Annotated in this window: 16 protein-coding genes; 5 read left to right on the forward strand and 11 right to left on the reverse strand. The window is 60.5% G+C overall.

Annotation, left to right across the window (positions count from 1 at the left end):
• Position 1: 1 nt before the first annotated feature.
• The gene (locus tag AC1RR7_RS13795; protein ID WP_493157703.1) at positions 2 to 1,612 is read left to right on the forward strand and encodes an arylsulfatase; all 1,611 of its coding nucleotides are present in this window, start codon (positions 2 to 4) and stop codon (positions 1,610 to 1,612) included.
• Positions 1,613 to 1,833: 221 nt separating this feature from the next.
• On the opposite strand, the gene AC1RR7_RS13800 is transcribed toward AC1RR7_RS13795, so the two are convergent.
• Positions 1,834 to 2,907 (reverse strand): fatty acid desaturase, encoded by a 1,074-nt coding sequence (locus AC1RR7_RS13800; RefSeq protein WP_493157705.1) that lies wholly within the window; start codon positions 2,905 to 2,907, stop codon positions 1,834 to 1,836.
• Positions 2,908 to 3,007: 100 nt separating this feature from the next.
• Here AC1RR7_RS13800 and AC1RR7_RS13805 point away from each other — a divergent pair, with 100 nt between their 5' ends.
• Positions 3,008 to 4,012, forward strand: coding sequence for an AraC family transcriptional regulator (locus AC1RR7_RS13805; RefSeq protein ID WP_102620567.1), 1,005 nt, complete (start codon positions 3,008 to 3,010; stop codon positions 4,010 to 4,012).
• A 15-nt stretch (positions 4,013 to 4,027) separates the two neighbouring features.
• Here AC1RR7_RS13805 and AC1RR7_RS13810 read toward each other — a convergent pair whose 3' ends face one another.
• The 4 genes from AC1RR7_RS13810 to AC1RR7_RS13825 all read right to left on the reverse strand — a co-directional run bounded on the left by AC1RR7_RS13810 (position 4,028) and on the right by AC1RR7_RS13825 (position 7,665).
• Positions 4,028 to 5,251, reverse strand: coding sequence for a type II toxin-antitoxin system HipA family toxin (locus AC1RR7_RS13810; protein ID WP_493157708.1), 1,224 nt, complete (start codon positions 5,249 to 5,251; stop codon positions 4,028 to 4,030).
• Complete coding sequence (locus AC1RR7_RS13815) at positions 5,244 to 5,492, reverse strand: helix-turn-helix domain-containing protein (RefSeq protein WP_085746304.1); 249 nt, start codon at positions 5,490 to 5,492, stop codon at positions 5,244 to 5,246. The genes AC1RR7_RS13810 and AC1RR7_RS13815 overlap by 8 nt, the downstream gene beginning before the upstream one ends.
• 114 nt (positions 5,493 to 5,606) lie before the next feature.
• Complete coding sequence (locus AC1RR7_RS13820) at positions 5,607 to 6,995, reverse strand: heavy metal sensor histidine kinase (protein WP_493157710.1); 1,389 nt, start codon at positions 6,993 to 6,995, stop codon at positions 5,607 to 5,609.
• Positions 6,985 to 7,665: a heavy metal response regulator transcription factor gene (locus tag AC1RR7_RS13825; protein ID WP_102620564.1), complete on the reverse strand. Its 681-nt coding sequence runs from the start codon at positions 7,663 to 7,665 to the stop codon at positions 6,985 to 6,987. The genes AC1RR7_RS13820 and AC1RR7_RS13825 overlap by 11 nt, the downstream gene beginning before the upstream one ends.
• Positions 7,666 to 7,801: 136 nt before the next feature.
• Here AC1RR7_RS13825 and AC1RR7_RS13830 point away from each other — a divergent pair, with 136 nt between their 5' ends.
• Positions 7,802 to 8,284, forward strand: a complete 483-nt coding sequence (locus AC1RR7_RS13830) for a GlcG/HbpS family heme-binding protein (protein ID WP_493157713.1) — start codon at positions 7,802 to 7,804, stop codon at positions 8,282 to 8,284.
• Positions 8,285 to 8,300: 16 nt separating this feature from the next.
• Positions 8,301 to 8,711 (forward strand): hydroxyisourate hydrolase, encoded by a 411-nt coding sequence (gene uraH / locus AC1RR7_RS13835; RefSeq protein ID WP_102620562.1) that lies wholly within the window; start codon positions 8,301 to 8,303, stop codon positions 8,709 to 8,711.
• 18 nt (positions 8,712 to 8,729) lie between these two features.
• On the opposite strand, the gene AC1RR7_RS13840 is transcribed toward uraH, so the two are convergent.
• Positions 8,730 to 9,413, reverse strand: coding sequence for a Crp/Fnr family transcriptional regulator (locus tag AC1RR7_RS13840; RefSeq protein ID WP_493157715.1), 684 nt, complete (start codon positions 9,411 to 9,413; stop codon positions 8,730 to 8,732).
• Positions 9,414 to 9,498: 85 nt separating this feature from the next.
• On the opposite strand from AC1RR7_RS13840, the gene AC1RR7_RS13845 reads away from it, so the two are divergent.
• Positions 9,499 to 10,023, forward strand: coding sequence for an Mpo1 family 2-hydroxy fatty acid dioxygenase (locus tag AC1RR7_RS13845; RefSeq protein ID WP_096821862.1), 525 nt, complete (start codon positions 9,499 to 9,501; stop codon positions 10,021 to 10,023).
• Between the two features lie 84 nt (positions 10,024 to 10,107).
• Here AC1RR7_RS13845 and AC1RR7_RS13850 read toward each other — a convergent pair whose 3' ends face one another.
• From AC1RR7_RS13850 to oscA, 5 genes are all read right to left on the reverse strand, one after another.
• Positions 10,108 to 11,097: a sulfate/molybdate ABC transporter ATP-binding protein gene (locus AC1RR7_RS13850; protein ID WP_102620559.1), complete on the reverse strand. Its 990-nt coding sequence runs from the start codon at positions 11,095 to 11,097 to the stop codon at positions 10,108 to 10,110.
• Positions 11,098 to 11,100: 3 nt separating this feature from the next.
• The gene (gene cysW, locus AC1RR7_RS13855) at positions 11,101 to 11,973 is read right to left on the reverse strand and encodes a sulfate ABC transporter permease subunit CysW (protein WP_493157717.1); all 873 of its coding nucleotides are present in this window, start codon (positions 11,971 to 11,973) and stop codon (positions 11,101 to 11,103) included.
• Positions 11,974 to 11,986: 13 nt separating this feature from the next.
• A complete protein-coding gene (gene cysT / locus AC1RR7_RS13860; protein WP_007952818.1) occupies positions 11,987 to 12,805 on the reverse strand; it encodes a sulfate ABC transporter permease subunit CysT in 819 nt (272 codons plus the stop codon).
• Between the two features lie 70 nt (positions 12,806 to 12,875).
• A complete protein-coding gene (locus AC1RR7_RS13865; RefSeq protein ID WP_096821860.1) occupies positions 12,876 to 13,889 on the reverse strand; it encodes a sulfate ABC transporter substrate-binding protein in 1,014 nt (337 codons plus the stop codon).
• A 132-nt stretch (positions 13,890 to 14,021) separates the two neighbouring features.
• Positions 14,022 to 14,204: a sulfur starvation response protein OscA gene (gene oscA / locus AC1RR7_RS13870; protein WP_085733386.1), complete on the reverse strand. Its 183-nt coding sequence runs from the start codon at positions 14,202 to 14,204 to the stop codon at positions 14,022 to 14,024.
• Positions 14,205 to 14,386: the final 182 nt, after the last annotated feature.

The following is a 14,386-nucleotide window of genomic DNA, read 5'->3' on the forward strand; positions in this document are numbered from 1 at the left end:
GATGCCGCAACGTCCCAACTTTCTGGTGATTCTGGCCGATGACCTCGGCTTCTCCGACATCGGTGCCTTCGGCGGCGAAATCGCCACGCCGAACCTCGATGCCCTGGCCAACAACGGCCTGCGCCTGACCGACTTTCACACTGCACCGACCTGTTCGCCGACCCGCTCGATGCTGCTCACCGGCACCGATCACCACATCGCCGGCATCGGCACCATGGCCGAAACGCTGACGCCGGAACTGATCGGCAAACCGGGTTACGAGGGTTACCTCAACGACCGCGTCGTCGCGCTGCCGGAGTTGCTGCGCGAGGCCGGCTACCAGACGTTGATGAGCGGCAAATGGCACCTGGGCCTGACCGCCGAACTGGCGCCCCACGCCCGTGGCTTCGAGCGCTCGTTCTCGCTGCTGCCCGGCGCCGCGAACCACTACGGATTCGAACCGACCTACGATGAGCACACGCCGGGATTGCTGAAATCCACCCCTGCGCTGTACATCGAAGACGACACTTTCATCGACGAATTGCCCAAGGATTTCTATTCCTCCGACGCGTTCGGCGACAAGCTGTTGCAGTACCTCAAGGAGCGCGATCAGAGCCGGCCGTTCTTCGCCTACCTGCCGTTTTCCGCGCCGCACTGGCCGTTGCAGGCACCCGCCGACATCGTCGAAAAATACCGTGGCCGCTACGACGCGGGCCCCGAAGCCTTGCGCCTCGAGCGTCTGGAAAAACTCAAATCGCTGGGGCTGATCGAGCCGGATGTCGAGCCGCATCCGCTGATCCAACTGACCACTCAATGGGACGCGCTGAGCGATGAGCAAAAACGGATTTCCGCGCGGGCGATGGAGGTCTACGCCGCGATGGTCGAGCGCATGGACTGGAACATCGGCCGCGTCGTCGACTACCTGCGCCAGCAAGGCCAACTCGACAACACCTTCATCCTGTTCATGTCCGACAACGGTGCCGAAGGCGCGCTGCTGGAGGCTTTCCCGAAATTCGGCCCGGAGCTGGTGACTTACCTGAGCCAGCATTACGACAACAGCCTCGACAACATCGGCCGTGCCAATTCCTACGTCTGGTACGGGCCGAACTGGGCGCAGGTGGCGACCGCGCCGTCACGCCTGTTCAAAGCGTTCACCACCGAGGGCGGGATTCGCGTTCCGGCACTGTTGCACTATCCGCAGCTGCCGTTGAAGGGGCAGATCAGCCATGGTTTCGGCACGGTGATGGACATCACGCCGACCATCCTCGATCTGGCCGGCGTGCGCCATCCGGGCAAGCAGTGGCACGGCAGACCGGTGGCGCTGTTGCGTGGCAAATCGTGGCTGGGGTTCTTGTCCGGCGAAACGGCGCAGGTGCATGACGAACACACCGTTACCGGCTGGGAACTGTTCGGGCGTCGGGCGATTCGGCAGGGGCAATGGAAGGCTGTGTGGATCCCCGGGCCAGTGGGGCCGGCGACCTGGCAGCTTTATGATCTGGGCAGTGATCCGGGGGAGATTCATGACCTTGCGTCGAGTCAGCCGCAGAAGCTTGAAGCGCTGATCGAGCATTGGCAGCGGTATGTGGAGGAGACCGGGGTGATTTTGAGTGAGTCGCCGTTTCAGCCGGATTGAGGGCAAGCTCAAAAGCCCTCCCTCACCCCAGCCCTCTCCCGGAGGGAGAGGGAGCTGACCGAGGTGTCTTTCGCTATACATCGACCTGAAATACCGAGTCGATTATGGATTCGGCACATCAAGATCAGGTCGGCGTACCTCCCCAATATCCCCCATTCAGTCCCCTCTCCCTCCGGGAGAGGGTTAGGGTGAGGGCTGGATCTCCAGCCGAAAACACAACGTCAATTCACCTCGATCGCTTTACCCGCCAAAGCCTGATTTTCCTTGCGAACAAACCTGTTCGCCCGCCCGAACGTCCCGAAATCATTGAACCGAACCCCCATCTCCCGCATCACCTTGTGCGCCACCGGCACCGTCAACTGACGAATGTAGAACGGCTCCTTCACCACAAAATGATGAATACCGTGACTGCTGCCGAAGTTGAAGCAAAACGCCTGCAACGGCCACAGCCACCAAGGATTCAACACCTGGCACTGCTGCAGCACATTGCCCGCTTCGATGTCGCCGTAGTAATGCATGTTCGAACTGATGAAGTGCAGGCAGAAAGTGCGCAACACGTTCGGCCCGATGATGACCACAGCGGCGATGTCGATCACTTGCATCACCGACAACGTGGTCGCTGACCATTCAATCGGCGAGCCCATCAAGTAGGCGATGCCGTTGGCCGCATGGAAACCGAGAAACACATACCACGCGCCCCAATGCACCAGCGCCAGCGGCGCGTAGACCTTCAGCGAACGCTTGATGATGCTGAACTTGTGCGTCCATGTCCTGGCCCGCAGCATGCGGATGAACGCCGACATCACGTTGTCGCCGACCATCAGCAACCGCGCAAAACCCCAGGGTTCACCGTTGGTGATCGCCCGCTCTTCCATGTCGGTTTCGGTGCCGGACACCTTGTGGTGATTGAGGTGCAGATGACGACGTATCCACGGGTTGATCGTGCTCGGCCGCGCCAGCCACACCAGCCCCATCATCAGGTTGTGCGGCACGCGCTGTTTGCGGAAATACATGCTGTGAATCAGGTCGTGTTCGAGCTCATGGGTCTGCGAGGCAAAAAACGCGTTCAGCAACAGGCATACCCACCAAGCCATGTGCCCGCTGATGTAGAGCGCCGCCGAACCGATCATCCCGGCCAGCGCGAAGGCCAGAATCCCCGCGCCGAGGGCGTCCTGATGGTTGAGAATCGGGTAGCGCTCGCGCAGCTCGACGCCTTTGGCCAGCACCACTTCGCGAATATGCGCTGATCGCTGGGCAGCATTGTGTCGCTGGGGACTTGCAGAAGTACGGTCCATGCTTCCATCCTCTGGTTATTGATGTTCGTATCCTGCCCCGCGCGGATTCCGAACGCGGTAGCCGAGAACGCCAACCTGTTGACCGGAAGCGCCAATCAGCATGAAGGAACCGACTTCTCTCGCCAGCTGGACCCGTGCCCTGCGCAAGCAACTCGACGCGCTGGGGCTGGACAGCACTGCCCTGTGCCAGCAGGCCGGGCTCGATCCACAATTGATGGACGACCCGAACGCCCGCTATCCGTTGTCCGCCACCACGCGCCTGTGGGAAATCGCGGTGCAGGTCAGCGGTGATCCGGCGATCGGTTTGCGGGTGTCGCGATTCGTCAGCCCCACGACATTTCACGCGCTGGGATACGCGTTGGTGGCCAGCGGCAGCCTGCGGGAGGTGTTCGAGCGGATCGTGCGTTATCACCAGGTGGTCAGCGACGCACTGGAGCTGGAGCTGACGCGCACCGAAGACCGCTACCGGTTTCGCCTTAAGATTCCGGCCGACAACCCGGCCCCGGCGTTCGAAGCCATCGACGCCTTCGCCGCAATCTACGTGCGCACCTGCCGCAATCGCCTGGGCCGCGACTACGCGCCACTGGCGGTGTATCTGCGTCGGCCTGCACCGGCCGATGAGCACCAGTGGCACAAAGTGTTCCGCTCACCCGTGCATTTCGCCGCCGAAGAAGACCGCATCGAATTTGCCCTCACCGACTTCGACAGCCACCTCGACGACGCCAACCCGGAACTGGCCGAGCACAACGAAGCAGTGCTCAAACGCACCCTCGCCCAGCTCAAGCCGCTGACCTGGGAGCGCAAAGTCCGCGACGCCATCGAAGAGCAACTGCCCGAAGGCGAACCCAGTGCCGAACGCATCGCCCAGGCTTTGCACCTGAGCCTGCGCAGCCTGCAACGGCATCTGGCGGACGAGGGTTGTCGCTTCGACACGCTGCTGAATGAGAGCCGCGAGAACCTGGCGCTGCTGCACCTGCGGGATCCGCACTGCTCGTTGAGCGAGGTCAGTTATCTGTTGGGGTTTGCTGATACGAGCAGCTTCAGTCGCGCGTTCAAACGCTGGACGGGAATGACGCCGGGGCAGTTTCGGGATCAGTTGCGCTGATCACACATGGGTCGCTCAACTCTTGGTCAGACTGCGTTCAATCCCGGATTCCCACTGCTCGATCATTGCCACACCCACCTCTGCGAACGACTGATGGGTTCGGCAATGCTCAAGCATTTCCTCCATCGCCGTCTGCATGCCATGAACAACCTGCAGCAGTAGTTCATTGCACCGGCCTTCAGTGAGATTGCACGCCGTACGACCGAAGCGGATGAGCGCCTTGTGCTTGGGCCATGCCTTCGACCCGCCCAACAGCAAGGCCAGGCTGTCGTTCCTGATGTAAACCGATGTGGTGATGATGTCGTAAGCCGGGGCCAGCCGGATCGAAGCCTGCGCACCGCAATGGTCATACAGCACACCGAAGTTCTTCAGATGCGCATCGCCGTTTTTCAGTCCCGCTGACAGCGCTACGATCTTGAAAAAAGCTTCCAGCGCCTGACTCAACAGCGCAGGCGAAACAAAGGCCTTGATCTGTCGGGCAGCGCCTTCGTAAGAACCATCGTACTTGGCTCTGGAAGGCCAACCATTGAGTACGCAAAAGTCCTCGAAACCCAGATAGCCGTGCTCAATCAGGTCAAAACGCTCGACCACCAGAAACTTGCCCTGCTCACTCAATTCAAACTTTGGCACTTCAAGTCCGCTAAGCGCGGCGGCGCGCATACAGAAGTACTCGTTGGTCGCCAGCTCGGGAAACTCTTCGGGACGGAAGGCTTTGAGCAGATGTGTGGAGCCTCGGTGAGTCAGGCGATCAACTGCTGCCGCGCTATCGCGTACCAGCACTTTGGGCTGCACGCCCGAAACCCCGGAGTATTGGCCGTACTTCTGTAACAAGTCATCGAACAGTCCCTGGGCACCGTCATGCACCAGAAGCTCGGCCAGTGATGTTTCGGGCTGACGCTCGGTTGCCGACTCACTGGTAATCGCCAGCCGCCCCAACTGATGCGGTCCGACAATAGCGAGCAAGGCGAAATCATCAAAACCGCGGACGGCCTTACTGAAGCGTCGAACCAGCTCATCGCGCAACGCGCCTTCCGGCAGATTCATTTCGAAAACGGGATGAATGCCCCGCTCCCAGCCGTAGCTCTCCAGCCGGGTCGGCATTGTCAGCGACACCGCGTTTTCGTCGATCGCGTCCTCGCGATAGCTGAACACACTGTCCATGCCCGGCTGCCCTCGACCGAGCGTTCCGACCGGGCTATCCGCGACGGTGATGTGCAAGCGATCTGTCGGCTCAGTCATGGAAATTGACCTTCTGCAACGCGTCGAGTGTCGGGCGTTGTGCTCTCACTGGAACCGCAGTCAGCTCATAGCCAAAGCCGTTGAGGATCGCCTCGACTTTGCGCAGACCAATTTCAGAAATCGTATTGTTTTCGATACCCGAAATGGTGGCGCGGCTCATGCCGTAACGTTGCGCCAGCGCCTGTTGCGAGAGTTTTTGCGCTTTGCGCAGAGTTCTGATCAGTTCGCCCAACTGTTCCATGACACACCAGTGCATTATATGCAGTGCAATAAAGCGTAATTAAAATTATATGCATCGTATTTGATGCCAATTCAGGGCGAGTCTAGCTTAGATGAAACGGCATGTGCGGGCCGATTAGCGACTGGTTACAAATCCAAGCTCAAAAACCGTAACCTGCACATCACTACTCACCCGCACCTGCCCCCCATGCAATTGCATGATCGACTGCACGATCGCCAATCCCAATCCGCCGGAATCTCCCGGTTCGGCGCGGGATGGGTCGACGCGGTAGAAGCGATCGAACAGTCTGCCCAGATGCTCATCCGCGATGACCGGGCCAAGGTTGTGGACTTGCAACCAGCACACGCCTGGCTCATCGCGCCGGCACAGGCTGATGACCGAACCTGCGTCGGCATGGCGTACGGCGTTGGCCAGCAGATTGCCCAAGGCGCGTTGCAGCAGTTGCTGATCGGCCAGCAAATCTCCGCTGAGCGTGTTTTCGAGGCGGATTCCACGGTCATCGGCCAGGGCTTCGAAGTACTCGCACAACTCATCGCCGATTTCGTGCAGTTCCAGCGTGCGCAGATCGAGCGCTCGCTCAGCTTGCTCGGCGCGGGCGAGAAACATCAGGTTCTCGGCCATGCGCTTGAGCCGTTCGAATTCTTCCATGTTTGACGCCAGCACTTCCTGATACTCCGCGCTGCTGCGTGGGTGATTTAGTGCCTGGCCATTGCTCGCGAGCAAGGTGTGCAGCGGCGTGCGGATTTCATGGGCAAGGTCGGCGGAAAACTGCGAGAGGCGCTGGAAGCCGTCGTCCAGCCGCACGAGCATGCCGTTGAGCGCCTGCACCGGTTCGAGCAATTCCGCTGGTGTGCCTTTTGCGGGCAAGCGTTGATCGAGGCTGCGCAGGTCGATACCGCGCACCGCCTCGCTCAGCTTGCGCAGAGGAAGCAAACCCCGGCGCAACAAAACCAACCCGAGGGCAAAGGCGAGTAAAGCACCGAGTCCGACAGCCAGGTACAAACGCAGGCGATAACTGCCGAGCATCTGCTCGCGTTCGCTCAATACCTTGCCGGCGATCACGGTCAGCGATTCGCCATTCGGGCCTTGGGCCTGACCTGACAACAGCGCCAACTCGACACCGTCGGGCGCCTGCCAGGTCAGCACATCGCTGCGTTGCGGAGGTTGCTCTCGCGGAATGGCCCGCACGGTCGGAAGTGCGCGTTGGCGGGGGTTGATCGCGATCACGTTCGAGCCGTCCGCACGTTGCACCAACAGCAGACTGTCGAGGTTGCCAAGCATGTTCTGGTACAGCCGTGGCCGTGCCTGCAAGGCGTCGAGGCTGTCGCTGTCGGCGAGTAGCGCGCGTACCTGTTCCAGACGACCGAGCAAGGCCATGTCGTCGCGCCAGGCGATTTCCGAGGCCAGCGAGCGATACAGGAACACGCCAATCGCGCTGAGCACCAAGGCACAGACTGCAGCGAATGCCAGCGCCAGGTGCCAGGCAATGGATCTAGCGCGCATCGTCGGGCGCTTCCAGTTGATAGCCGACCCCGCGCACCGTGTGGATCAGTTTGGGCATGTACGGATCATCGACTTTCGAACGCAAGCGGCGCACTGCGACTTCGACCATGTTGGTGTCGCTGTCGAAATTCAGGTTCCACACTTGCGAGGCAATCAGCGTGCGCGACAGCACTTCGCCCTGACGGCTGGCGAGTAAATGCAGCAGGGCGAATTCCTTGTTGGTCAGGGCGATACGCTGACCGCCTCGGCTGACCCGGCGGCGCAGCACGTCGATTTCCAGATCGGCGATGCTGTACGACTCGGCTTCGCGCATCGGCCCGCGCCGCAACAACGTGCGCACCCGCGCGAGCAATTCGGCGAAGGCGAACGGCTTGAGCAAATAGTCATCGGCCCCCAGTTCGAGACCGCGCACGCGATCTTCGATCGCATCCTTCGCCGTCAGGAACAGAACCGGCGTGGCGCCACGCTGACGGATCAGTTGCAGCAATTGCCAGCCGTTGAGGCCTGGCAGCATCACATCGAGGATGATCAGGTCGTAGTCCTGCTGCTCGATGAAGTAGCGCCCGTCGAGGCCATTCAGCGCCACATCCACGGCAAAACCCGACTCACCCAGCCCTTTGGCGAGGAAATTCGCGGTTTTGGCTTCATCTTCTACAACCAGCAAACGCATGGCACACCTCGATTATTCAGAGGCACAGGCTAGGCCCCTTCCGCGGCGTTGCCCATTACAAACTTGTAATCCGACTGACGAGGTTTCGACGGGGACCGGCGGATAAGGTGGCGGCCTTCGCTTCTGGAGCCTGTCCATGTCTGCTAAATACTTGATCGCCAGCCTGGCAATCAGCTTCGGCACTGCCGCAATCGCCGCGCCTGAGCTGCCCCGTCACGCCGATCTCGATCTGAAAACCGCTCGGCTGCTGGCCGATGCGACGCTGGAAAACTGCACCGGCACGGTGTCGGTGCTCGACCGGGGCGGCAACCTGTTGGTGACCTTGCGCGGCGACGGTATCGGCCCGCACAACACCGTCGCCAGCCAACGCAAGGCCTACACCGCGCTGTCGACGAAAACCCCGACCCGGTTGTTCGCCGAGCGTGCCCGAAGCAACCCGGAAGCCGCCAACCTCAACACTCTCGATAAATTGCTGTTGCTCGATGGCGGCATCCCGTTGTTTGCCGGCAAAGAACTGGTCGGCGCCATGGGCGTGGCCGGTTCCGGTGGCGGCGAGCAGGACGAAAAATGCGCGATCAAGGCCGCCGAAATCGTCGGCCTGTCCATCAACCGTACTTGAACCCAGGAGCATCACCATGACCCCACTGCGCATGACTTTCGCCGCGCTCGGCCTGAGCGCTTTTTCGAGCCTGGCGCTGGCCGCCGGCAACCCGCTGAGCGTACACGTACTCAATCTGGAAAACGGTCTGCCATCGCCGGGTATCAACGTGACGCTGGAACGCCACGTGGGCCAGAACTGGCAGCCGCTGGCGCAGGGCACTACCAATGAACAGGGGCGGATCGCCGAACTGTTCCCGGCGAACAAACCGTTCGAGGCGGGTGAATATCGAGTGGTATTCAAGACCGGCGAGTACTTCGAGAAGACGAAGCACGAGACGTTTTTCCCGGAGATTCCGGTGATTTTCAAAGTGGAGCAGACGGATCAGCACTACCACATTCCGTTGCTGCTGAGCCCGTATGGCTTCTCCACTTATCGCGGTTCGTAAGCCATTGATCGGTAGCGATCAGAGTGTCGCCAGCGCGCGCAATCGCGTGGCGTCAAGGATTTCGATTTCGCCATAACTCAAGCCGATAATCCCCTGCCCCTGCAGCTCCTTGAGGATCTGGTTGGTGGTCTGGCGCGACAGCGACAGCATCGATGCCAGTTGCTCCTGAGGCAGTTGCAGCACCCGGCGTGGCGGATCGAGTTCGCCGTAGCCTTCGGCGATCATCAGCAAGCGATGAGCCAGACGCGCCGGGGCCGGCAGCAGGCTCAGCTGTTCAAGGTTGATGAAGGTCAGACGCAGTTTGTGGCTCATCAGCAAGGCCAGATGCCGCCAGTAAACGGGGTGTTCGTCGAGCAGCTTCAGTAGCGTGGCCTGAGGAATGTTCAGCAGGGTACAAGGACCGACCGCATAAGCATCGTGGGTGCGTGGCTGACCGTCGAACAAGCAAATTTCGCCGAACCAGTGCGGCGCCTCCACCAGGCTCAGCAAAGCCTCCTTGCCCTGCTCGCTAACCGCACCGATGCGCACTGCGCCGTCGAGTACCGCATACAGCCCGCACGGCGCATCGCCGCGCTGGAACAGCCGCTGCCCCGCCGCCAGCCGCCGCTCCTTGGCCGTCGCCAGCAGACTATCCTGAAAGGACGAAGGCAGATGACTGAACCATTGCCCGGTCAGCAGGCGCTCGCGCAAGACCTTTTCCATGCGTTCTCCTAAAGATTGTCGCCTGCCTGACAGAGCGAACCGTTTACCCGGGGCATGATTCGATCACCCTACAGGAGGAACAACAATGAAAAGCCTCGTCGATCATTTGAGTCAATACGCCGCTTACCACCGTGACCCGCGCAACATCGCCAGCCACTTTATCGGGATTCCGCTGATTGTGGTGGCGGTGGCCGTGCTGTTGTCGCGGCCGGAATGGTCGGTAGGCGGATTGTGGATTTCGCCTGCCGTTATCTTGGCGCTGGCCTCGGCGTGGTTTTACCTGCGACTGGAAGTGAAACTCGGTGTGTTGATGACGGCGCTGATGGGGCTTTCCGTCTGGGCCGGGCATGCTTTGGCACAGCAAAGCACCCTGGTCTGGCTGAGCAGCGGCCTGGCGATGTTTGTGATTGGCTGGGTGATCCAGTTTGTCGGGCACCACTATGAAGGGCGCAAACCGGCGTTCGTCGATGACTTGAGCGGGTTGATTGTCGGGCCGCTCTTTGTGGTGGCCGAGTTGGCTTTCATGCTCGGGATGCGTCATGAGCTGAAAGAGCAGATTGAAGCGCGGGCAGGTGTGGTGCGGGTCAATCCGAATCGTGCGGCTGTCTGAATACAGGCTGATTCGCTCGTTCCCACGCTCTGCGTGGGAATGCATCCCGCGGCGTTCCCACGCAGAGCGTGGGAACGCGCAAGATCAAACGTTGGCGACTTTCTGCCACACCTTCGGCTTGAAGAACAACGTCTCCCCCTTCGCCAACCCGGTCAGGCTGTCGTGGTCTTTCACCACTTCAGCCTCGATCAGATCCGTCTGGCCTTCAACCTTCAACGTCACTCGCGTGGTCGCACCTAGCGGCCGGATATCGCGGACTTCAGCGGCGTGGTGATCCTCCAGCTCATGCCGCGACAGCGACACTTCGTGTGGACGGAACAGCACGTGGTTGTCATCGCCCAGATGCAGACGGTTCGAATCGCCGAGGAAGTGATAGACGAAATCGCTGGCCGGGTTTTCGTAGACATCGCCCGGTGAGCCAATCTGCTCGATCACACCCTTGTTCATCACCACGATACGGTCGGCCACTTCCATCGCCTCTTCCTGGTCGTGGGTCACGAACACCGAGGTCAGGTTGATGTCTTCGTGCAGACGCGCCAGCCAGCGGCGCAGCTCTTTACGCACCTTGGCGTCGAGGGCACCGAACGGCTCGTCGAGCAGCAGCACTTTCGGTTCTACCGCCAGGGCGCGAGCCAAAGCGATACGCTGACGCTGGCCGCCAGACAGTTGCTCCGGATAACGATCCGACAACCAGTCCAGTTGCACCATGTTCAGCAGCTCGTGAACCTTGGTCGCGATCTGGCTTTCGCTCGGGCGCTGGTTTTTCGGCTTCATGCGCAGGCCGAATGCGACGTTGTCGAACACGGTCATGTGGCGGAACAAAGCGTAGTGCTGGAACACAAAACCGACGTTGCGATCCCGCACGTCGTGGCCGGAAACGTCTTCGCCGTGGAACACGATGTTGCCGTTATCCGGGGTTTCCAGACCGGCAATAATGCGCAGCAAAGTGGTCTTGCCGCAGCCGGACGGGCCGAGCAGCGCCACCAGCTCGCCGCTGTGGATATCCAGGCTGATGTTGTCCAGCGCCTTGAACGCGTTGAAATTCTTGCTGACGTTACGCACTTCGATCGACATGAATTATTCCTCCGCGGCGCTGGCGCGCAGGCGGTTGATACGGTTTTCGCTCCACTGCTTGAGCAGCAGGATGAAGAGCGCCAGGATCAGCAACAGGCTCGCCACGGCGAACGCGGCCACGTGGTTGTATTCGTTGTAGAGGATCTCGACGTGCAGCGGCAAGGTGTTGGTCACCCCGCGAATGTGCCCGGAAACCACCGACACCGCACCGAACTCACCCATGGCCCGCGCGGTACACAGCACCACGCCATAGATCAGGCCCCATTTGATGTTGGGGACGGTCACGTGCCAGAACATCTGCCAGCCATTGGCGCCGAGCAGACGCGCGGCTTCCTCTTCCTGAGTGCCTTGTTCCTGCATCAGCGGGATCAGCTCACGGGCCACGAACGGCACGGTAACGAAGATCGTCGCCAGCACGATGCCCGGCAGGGCGAAGACGATCTGGATGTCGTGATCCTGCAGCCACGGCCCGAACAGGCCCTGGGCGCCGAACATCAACACATAGACCAGACCTGCGATCACCGGCGACACCGAGAACGGCAGGTCGATCAGCGTCACCAGCATACTCTTGCCACGGAACGAGTATTTGCTCACGCACCACGCGGCGCTGACACCGAACACCAGGTTCAGCGGCACCGAAATCAGCACGGCGATCACCGTGAGTTTCAGCGCCGACAAGGCATCCGGTTCAAAGATCGCGGTGAAGAACGCACAGAGGCCGTTCTTCAAACCCTGCGACACCACGATGAACAGCGGCAACAGCAGAAACAGGAAGAAAATCAGCCAGCCGAGGCCGATCAGGATTCTGCGCGAAGTGGCGCTGCCACGGCGGGCGGCGTTGGCCGAGGAAGCGGCCGCAATAGACGATTGGGACATGGTTCGCGCCTCCTTATGGGGTTTCGATGCGCCGCTGCAGCAAGTTGATCAGCAGCAACAGGACGAAGGAAACCACCAGCATCAGCACGCCGATGGAGGTAGCGCCGGTGTAGTCGTACTGGTCGAGCTTGACCATGATCAGCAGCGGCAGGATCTCGGTTTTCATCGGCATGTTGCCGGCGATGAAAATCACCGAACCGTACTCGCCGACGCCCCGGGCGAACGCCAGGGCAAAACCGGTCAGCCAGGCTGGCAACAATGCCGGCAGCAGGATGTGGCGGAACACCTGCAACGGCTTGGCACCGAGGCACGCCGCCGCTTCTTCGACTTCACGCGGAATGTCAGCCAGCACCGGCTGCACCGTGCGCACCACGAACGGCAGGGTCACGAAGGTCAGTGCCAGGGTAATCCCGAGCGGGGTGTAGGCAATCTTGAAACCGAGGTCGGCGGCGAACTGCCCGACCAGCCCGGTCGGCGTGTACAACGCAGTGAGCGCGATACCGGCCACTGCGGTCGGCAGGGCGAACGGCAGATCGATCATCGCGTCGATCACCTTGCGCCCCGGGAACGTGTAGCGCACCAGCACCCAGGCCAGCAACGTGCCGATGATGCCGTTGATGATCGCGGCGCACAGCGCAGTGCCGAAGCTCAGCTTCAGTGCGGCGAGAACGCGGGGCGCGGAGATGATCGTCCAGAACTGATCCCAGGTGAGTTGGGCGGCGTGGACGAACATCGCCGCCAGCGGGATAAGCACAATCAGGCTGAGGTACACCAAGGTGTAGCCCAGCGTCAGCCCGAAGCCGGGTATGACGGGGGAGATACGACGCGACATAAAAGTCCTTGGTTTGAGAACGCGCAAAGCCCCGAACATAAATCCGGGGCTCGTTTTAGGCTATTGAAACTTACTGCGCCTGATAGATCTGGTCGAACACGCCACCGTCGTTGAAGAATTTCGGCTGCGCGGTTTTCCAGCCGCCGAAGTCCTTGTCGATGGTCACCAGTTCCAGTTTCGGGAACTGCTGGGCGTACTTGGCAGCCACGTCCTTGTCACGCGGGCGGTAGAAGTTCTTCGCCGCGATTTCCTGGCCGGCCGGGCTGTACAGGTGCTTGAGGTAGGCTTCGGCGATCTGCTCGTTGCCCTTCTTCTCGGCGTTCTTGTCGACCACCGCCACCGGTGGTTCGGCGAGGATCGACAGCGAAGGCACGACGATGTCGAACTTGTCCTTGCCGCCGTCTTCTTTCAGCGCCAGGAAGGCTTCGTTTTCCCAGGCCAGCAACACGTCACCCTGACCGTTGTTGACGAAGGTGATGGTCGAGCCACGGGCGCCGGTGTCCAGAACCGGAACGTGCTTGAACAGGGTCTGTACGTATTCCTTGGCTTTGGCTTCGTTGCCGCCGTTGGCTTTAAGGCCGTAGGCCCACGCCGCGAGGAAGTTCCAGCGTGCACCGCCGGAGGTTTTCGGGTTCGGGGTGATCACCGAGACGTCGTTCTTGACCAGGTCACCCCAGTCCTTGATGCCTTTCGGGTTGCCCTTGCGCACCAGGAACACGATGGTCGAGGTGTACGGGGTGCTCGCGTCCGGCAGACGCTTCTGCCAGTCGGCCGGCAGGGTCTTGCCGAGCTTGGCGATTTCGTCGATGTCGCCGGCCAGGGCCAGGGTCACGACGTCGGCGCGCAGACCGTCGATCACCGCACGGCCCTGCTTGCCCGAACCGCCGTGGGATTGCTGGATTTTCACGGTGTCGCCGGCATGCTCTGCCTGCCAGTACTTCACGAATTCGGCGTTGTAATCCTGATACAGCTCGCGCGTCGGGTCATACGAAACGTTGAGCAGTTCGTAATCCTTGGCAACCGCGGAACCGGCAAACACAGCGCTGGCCAGGGCGGCCAAAGCGTAACGGCGAATCGACGACATGGTGAAAGCTCCTGGAATTCTTGGTGGTGGCTTTTTCTTATGTATTGCTGGAATCGGGTTGCTCATTCAACGACCGCAGCCTGTGGCAGCTTCTGCCAACAGCTCCCCGCAGGAGCTGCCGCAGACTACGAATCAGGCCGGTTTGTTACCCGGTTGCTGCAGACGGAATTTCTCTTTGCGTTCGATCTGGACCACTTGGGCGTTGTGCACAGTGATTTCCACCGCGCCGAAACGCAGGTCGCGCAAGGCGCTCTGGATTTCGCGCAAGATGGTGGTTTCGTCCTGACCGTCAACGCTACGCAGGGATGCGCTCATGGTGCTGCTCCTTTGTATGGGATATGCCTGGCAGTGGGCGGCACTGCGTTCGGCGTGGGAGCAATATAAGAGAGGCGCGGATATTCTTAAAAAGACTATTTAAGAATGTTTATATAACTGGAAAACATTATGTGATGCAGCAAGGGTTTGCGGCGGATTTGCCCGATTACAAACCCGCTGTG

Source organism: Pseudomonas sp. GW821-FHT11G12, assembly GCF_058808055.1.

What these genes read in the sequence shown, in the direction of transcription:
- AC1RR7_RS13800 (WP_493157705.1), bottom strand. Translation starts at nt 2,907, where the DNA reads ATGGACCGTACTTCTGCAAGTCCCCAGCGACACAATGCTGCCCAGCGA.
- cysT (WP_007952818.1), bottom strand. Translation starts at nt 12,805, where the DNA reads ATGTCGCGTCGTATCTCCCCCGTCATACCCGGCTTCGGGCTGACGCTG.
- oscA (WP_085733386.1), bottom strand. Translation starts at nt 14,204, where the DNA reads ATGAGCGCATCCCTGCGTAGCGTTGACGGTCAGGACGAAACCACCATC.
- AC1RR7_RS13825 (WP_102620564.1), bottom strand. Translation starts at nt 7,665, where the DNA reads ATGCGTTTGCTGGTTGTAGAAGATGAAGCCAAAACCGCGAATTTCCTC.
- AC1RR7_RS13840 (WP_493157715.1), bottom strand. Translation starts at nt 9,413, where the DNA reads ATGGAAAAGGTCTTGCGCGAGCGCCTGCTGACCGGGCAATGGTTCAGT.
- AC1RR7_RS13850 (WP_102620559.1), bottom strand. Translation starts at nt 11,097, where the DNA reads ATGTCGATCGAAGTGCGTAACGTCAGCAAGAATTTCAACGCGTTCAAG.
- cysW (WP_493157717.1), bottom strand. Translation starts at nt 11,973, where the DNA reads ATGTCCCAATCGTCTATTGCGGCCGCTTCCTCGGCCAACGCCGCCCGC.
- uraH (WP_102620562.1), top strand. Translation starts at nt 8,301, where the DNA reads ATGACCCCACTGCGCATGACTTTCGCCGCGCTCGGCCTGAGCGCTTTT.
- AC1RR7_RS13805 (WP_102620567.1), top strand. Translation starts at nt 3,008, where the DNA reads ATGAAGGAACCGACTTCTCTCGCCAGCTGGACCCGTGCCCTGCGCAAG.
- AC1RR7_RS13810 (WP_493157708.1), bottom strand. Translation starts at nt 5,251, where the DNA reads ATGACTGAGCCGACAGATCGCTTGCACATCACCGTCGCGGATAGCCCG.
- AC1RR7_RS13795 (WP_493157703.1), top strand. Translation starts at nt 2, where the DNA reads ATGCCGCAACGTCCCAACTTTCTGGTGATTCTGGCCGATGACCTCGGC.
- AC1RR7_RS13845 (WP_096821862.1), top strand. Translation starts at nt 9,499, where the DNA reads ATGAAAAGCCTCGTCGATCATTTGAGTCAATACGCCGCTTACCACCGT.
- AC1RR7_RS13815 (WP_085746304.1), bottom strand. Translation starts at nt 5,492, where the DNA reads ATGGAACAGTTGGGCGAACTGATCAGAACTCTGCGCAAAGCGCAAAAA.
- AC1RR7_RS13865 (WP_096821860.1), bottom strand. Translation starts at nt 13,889, where the DNA reads ATGTCGTCGATTCGCCGTTACGCTTTGGCCGCCCTGGCCAGCGCTGTG.
- AC1RR7_RS13820 (WP_493157710.1), bottom strand. Translation starts at nt 6,995, where the DNA reads ATGCGCGCTAGATCCATTGCCTGGCACCTGGCGCTGGCATTCGCTGCA.
- AC1RR7_RS13830 (WP_493157713.1), top strand. Translation starts at nt 7,802, where the DNA reads ATGTCTGCTAAATACTTGATCGCCAGCCTGGCAATCAGCTTCGGCACT.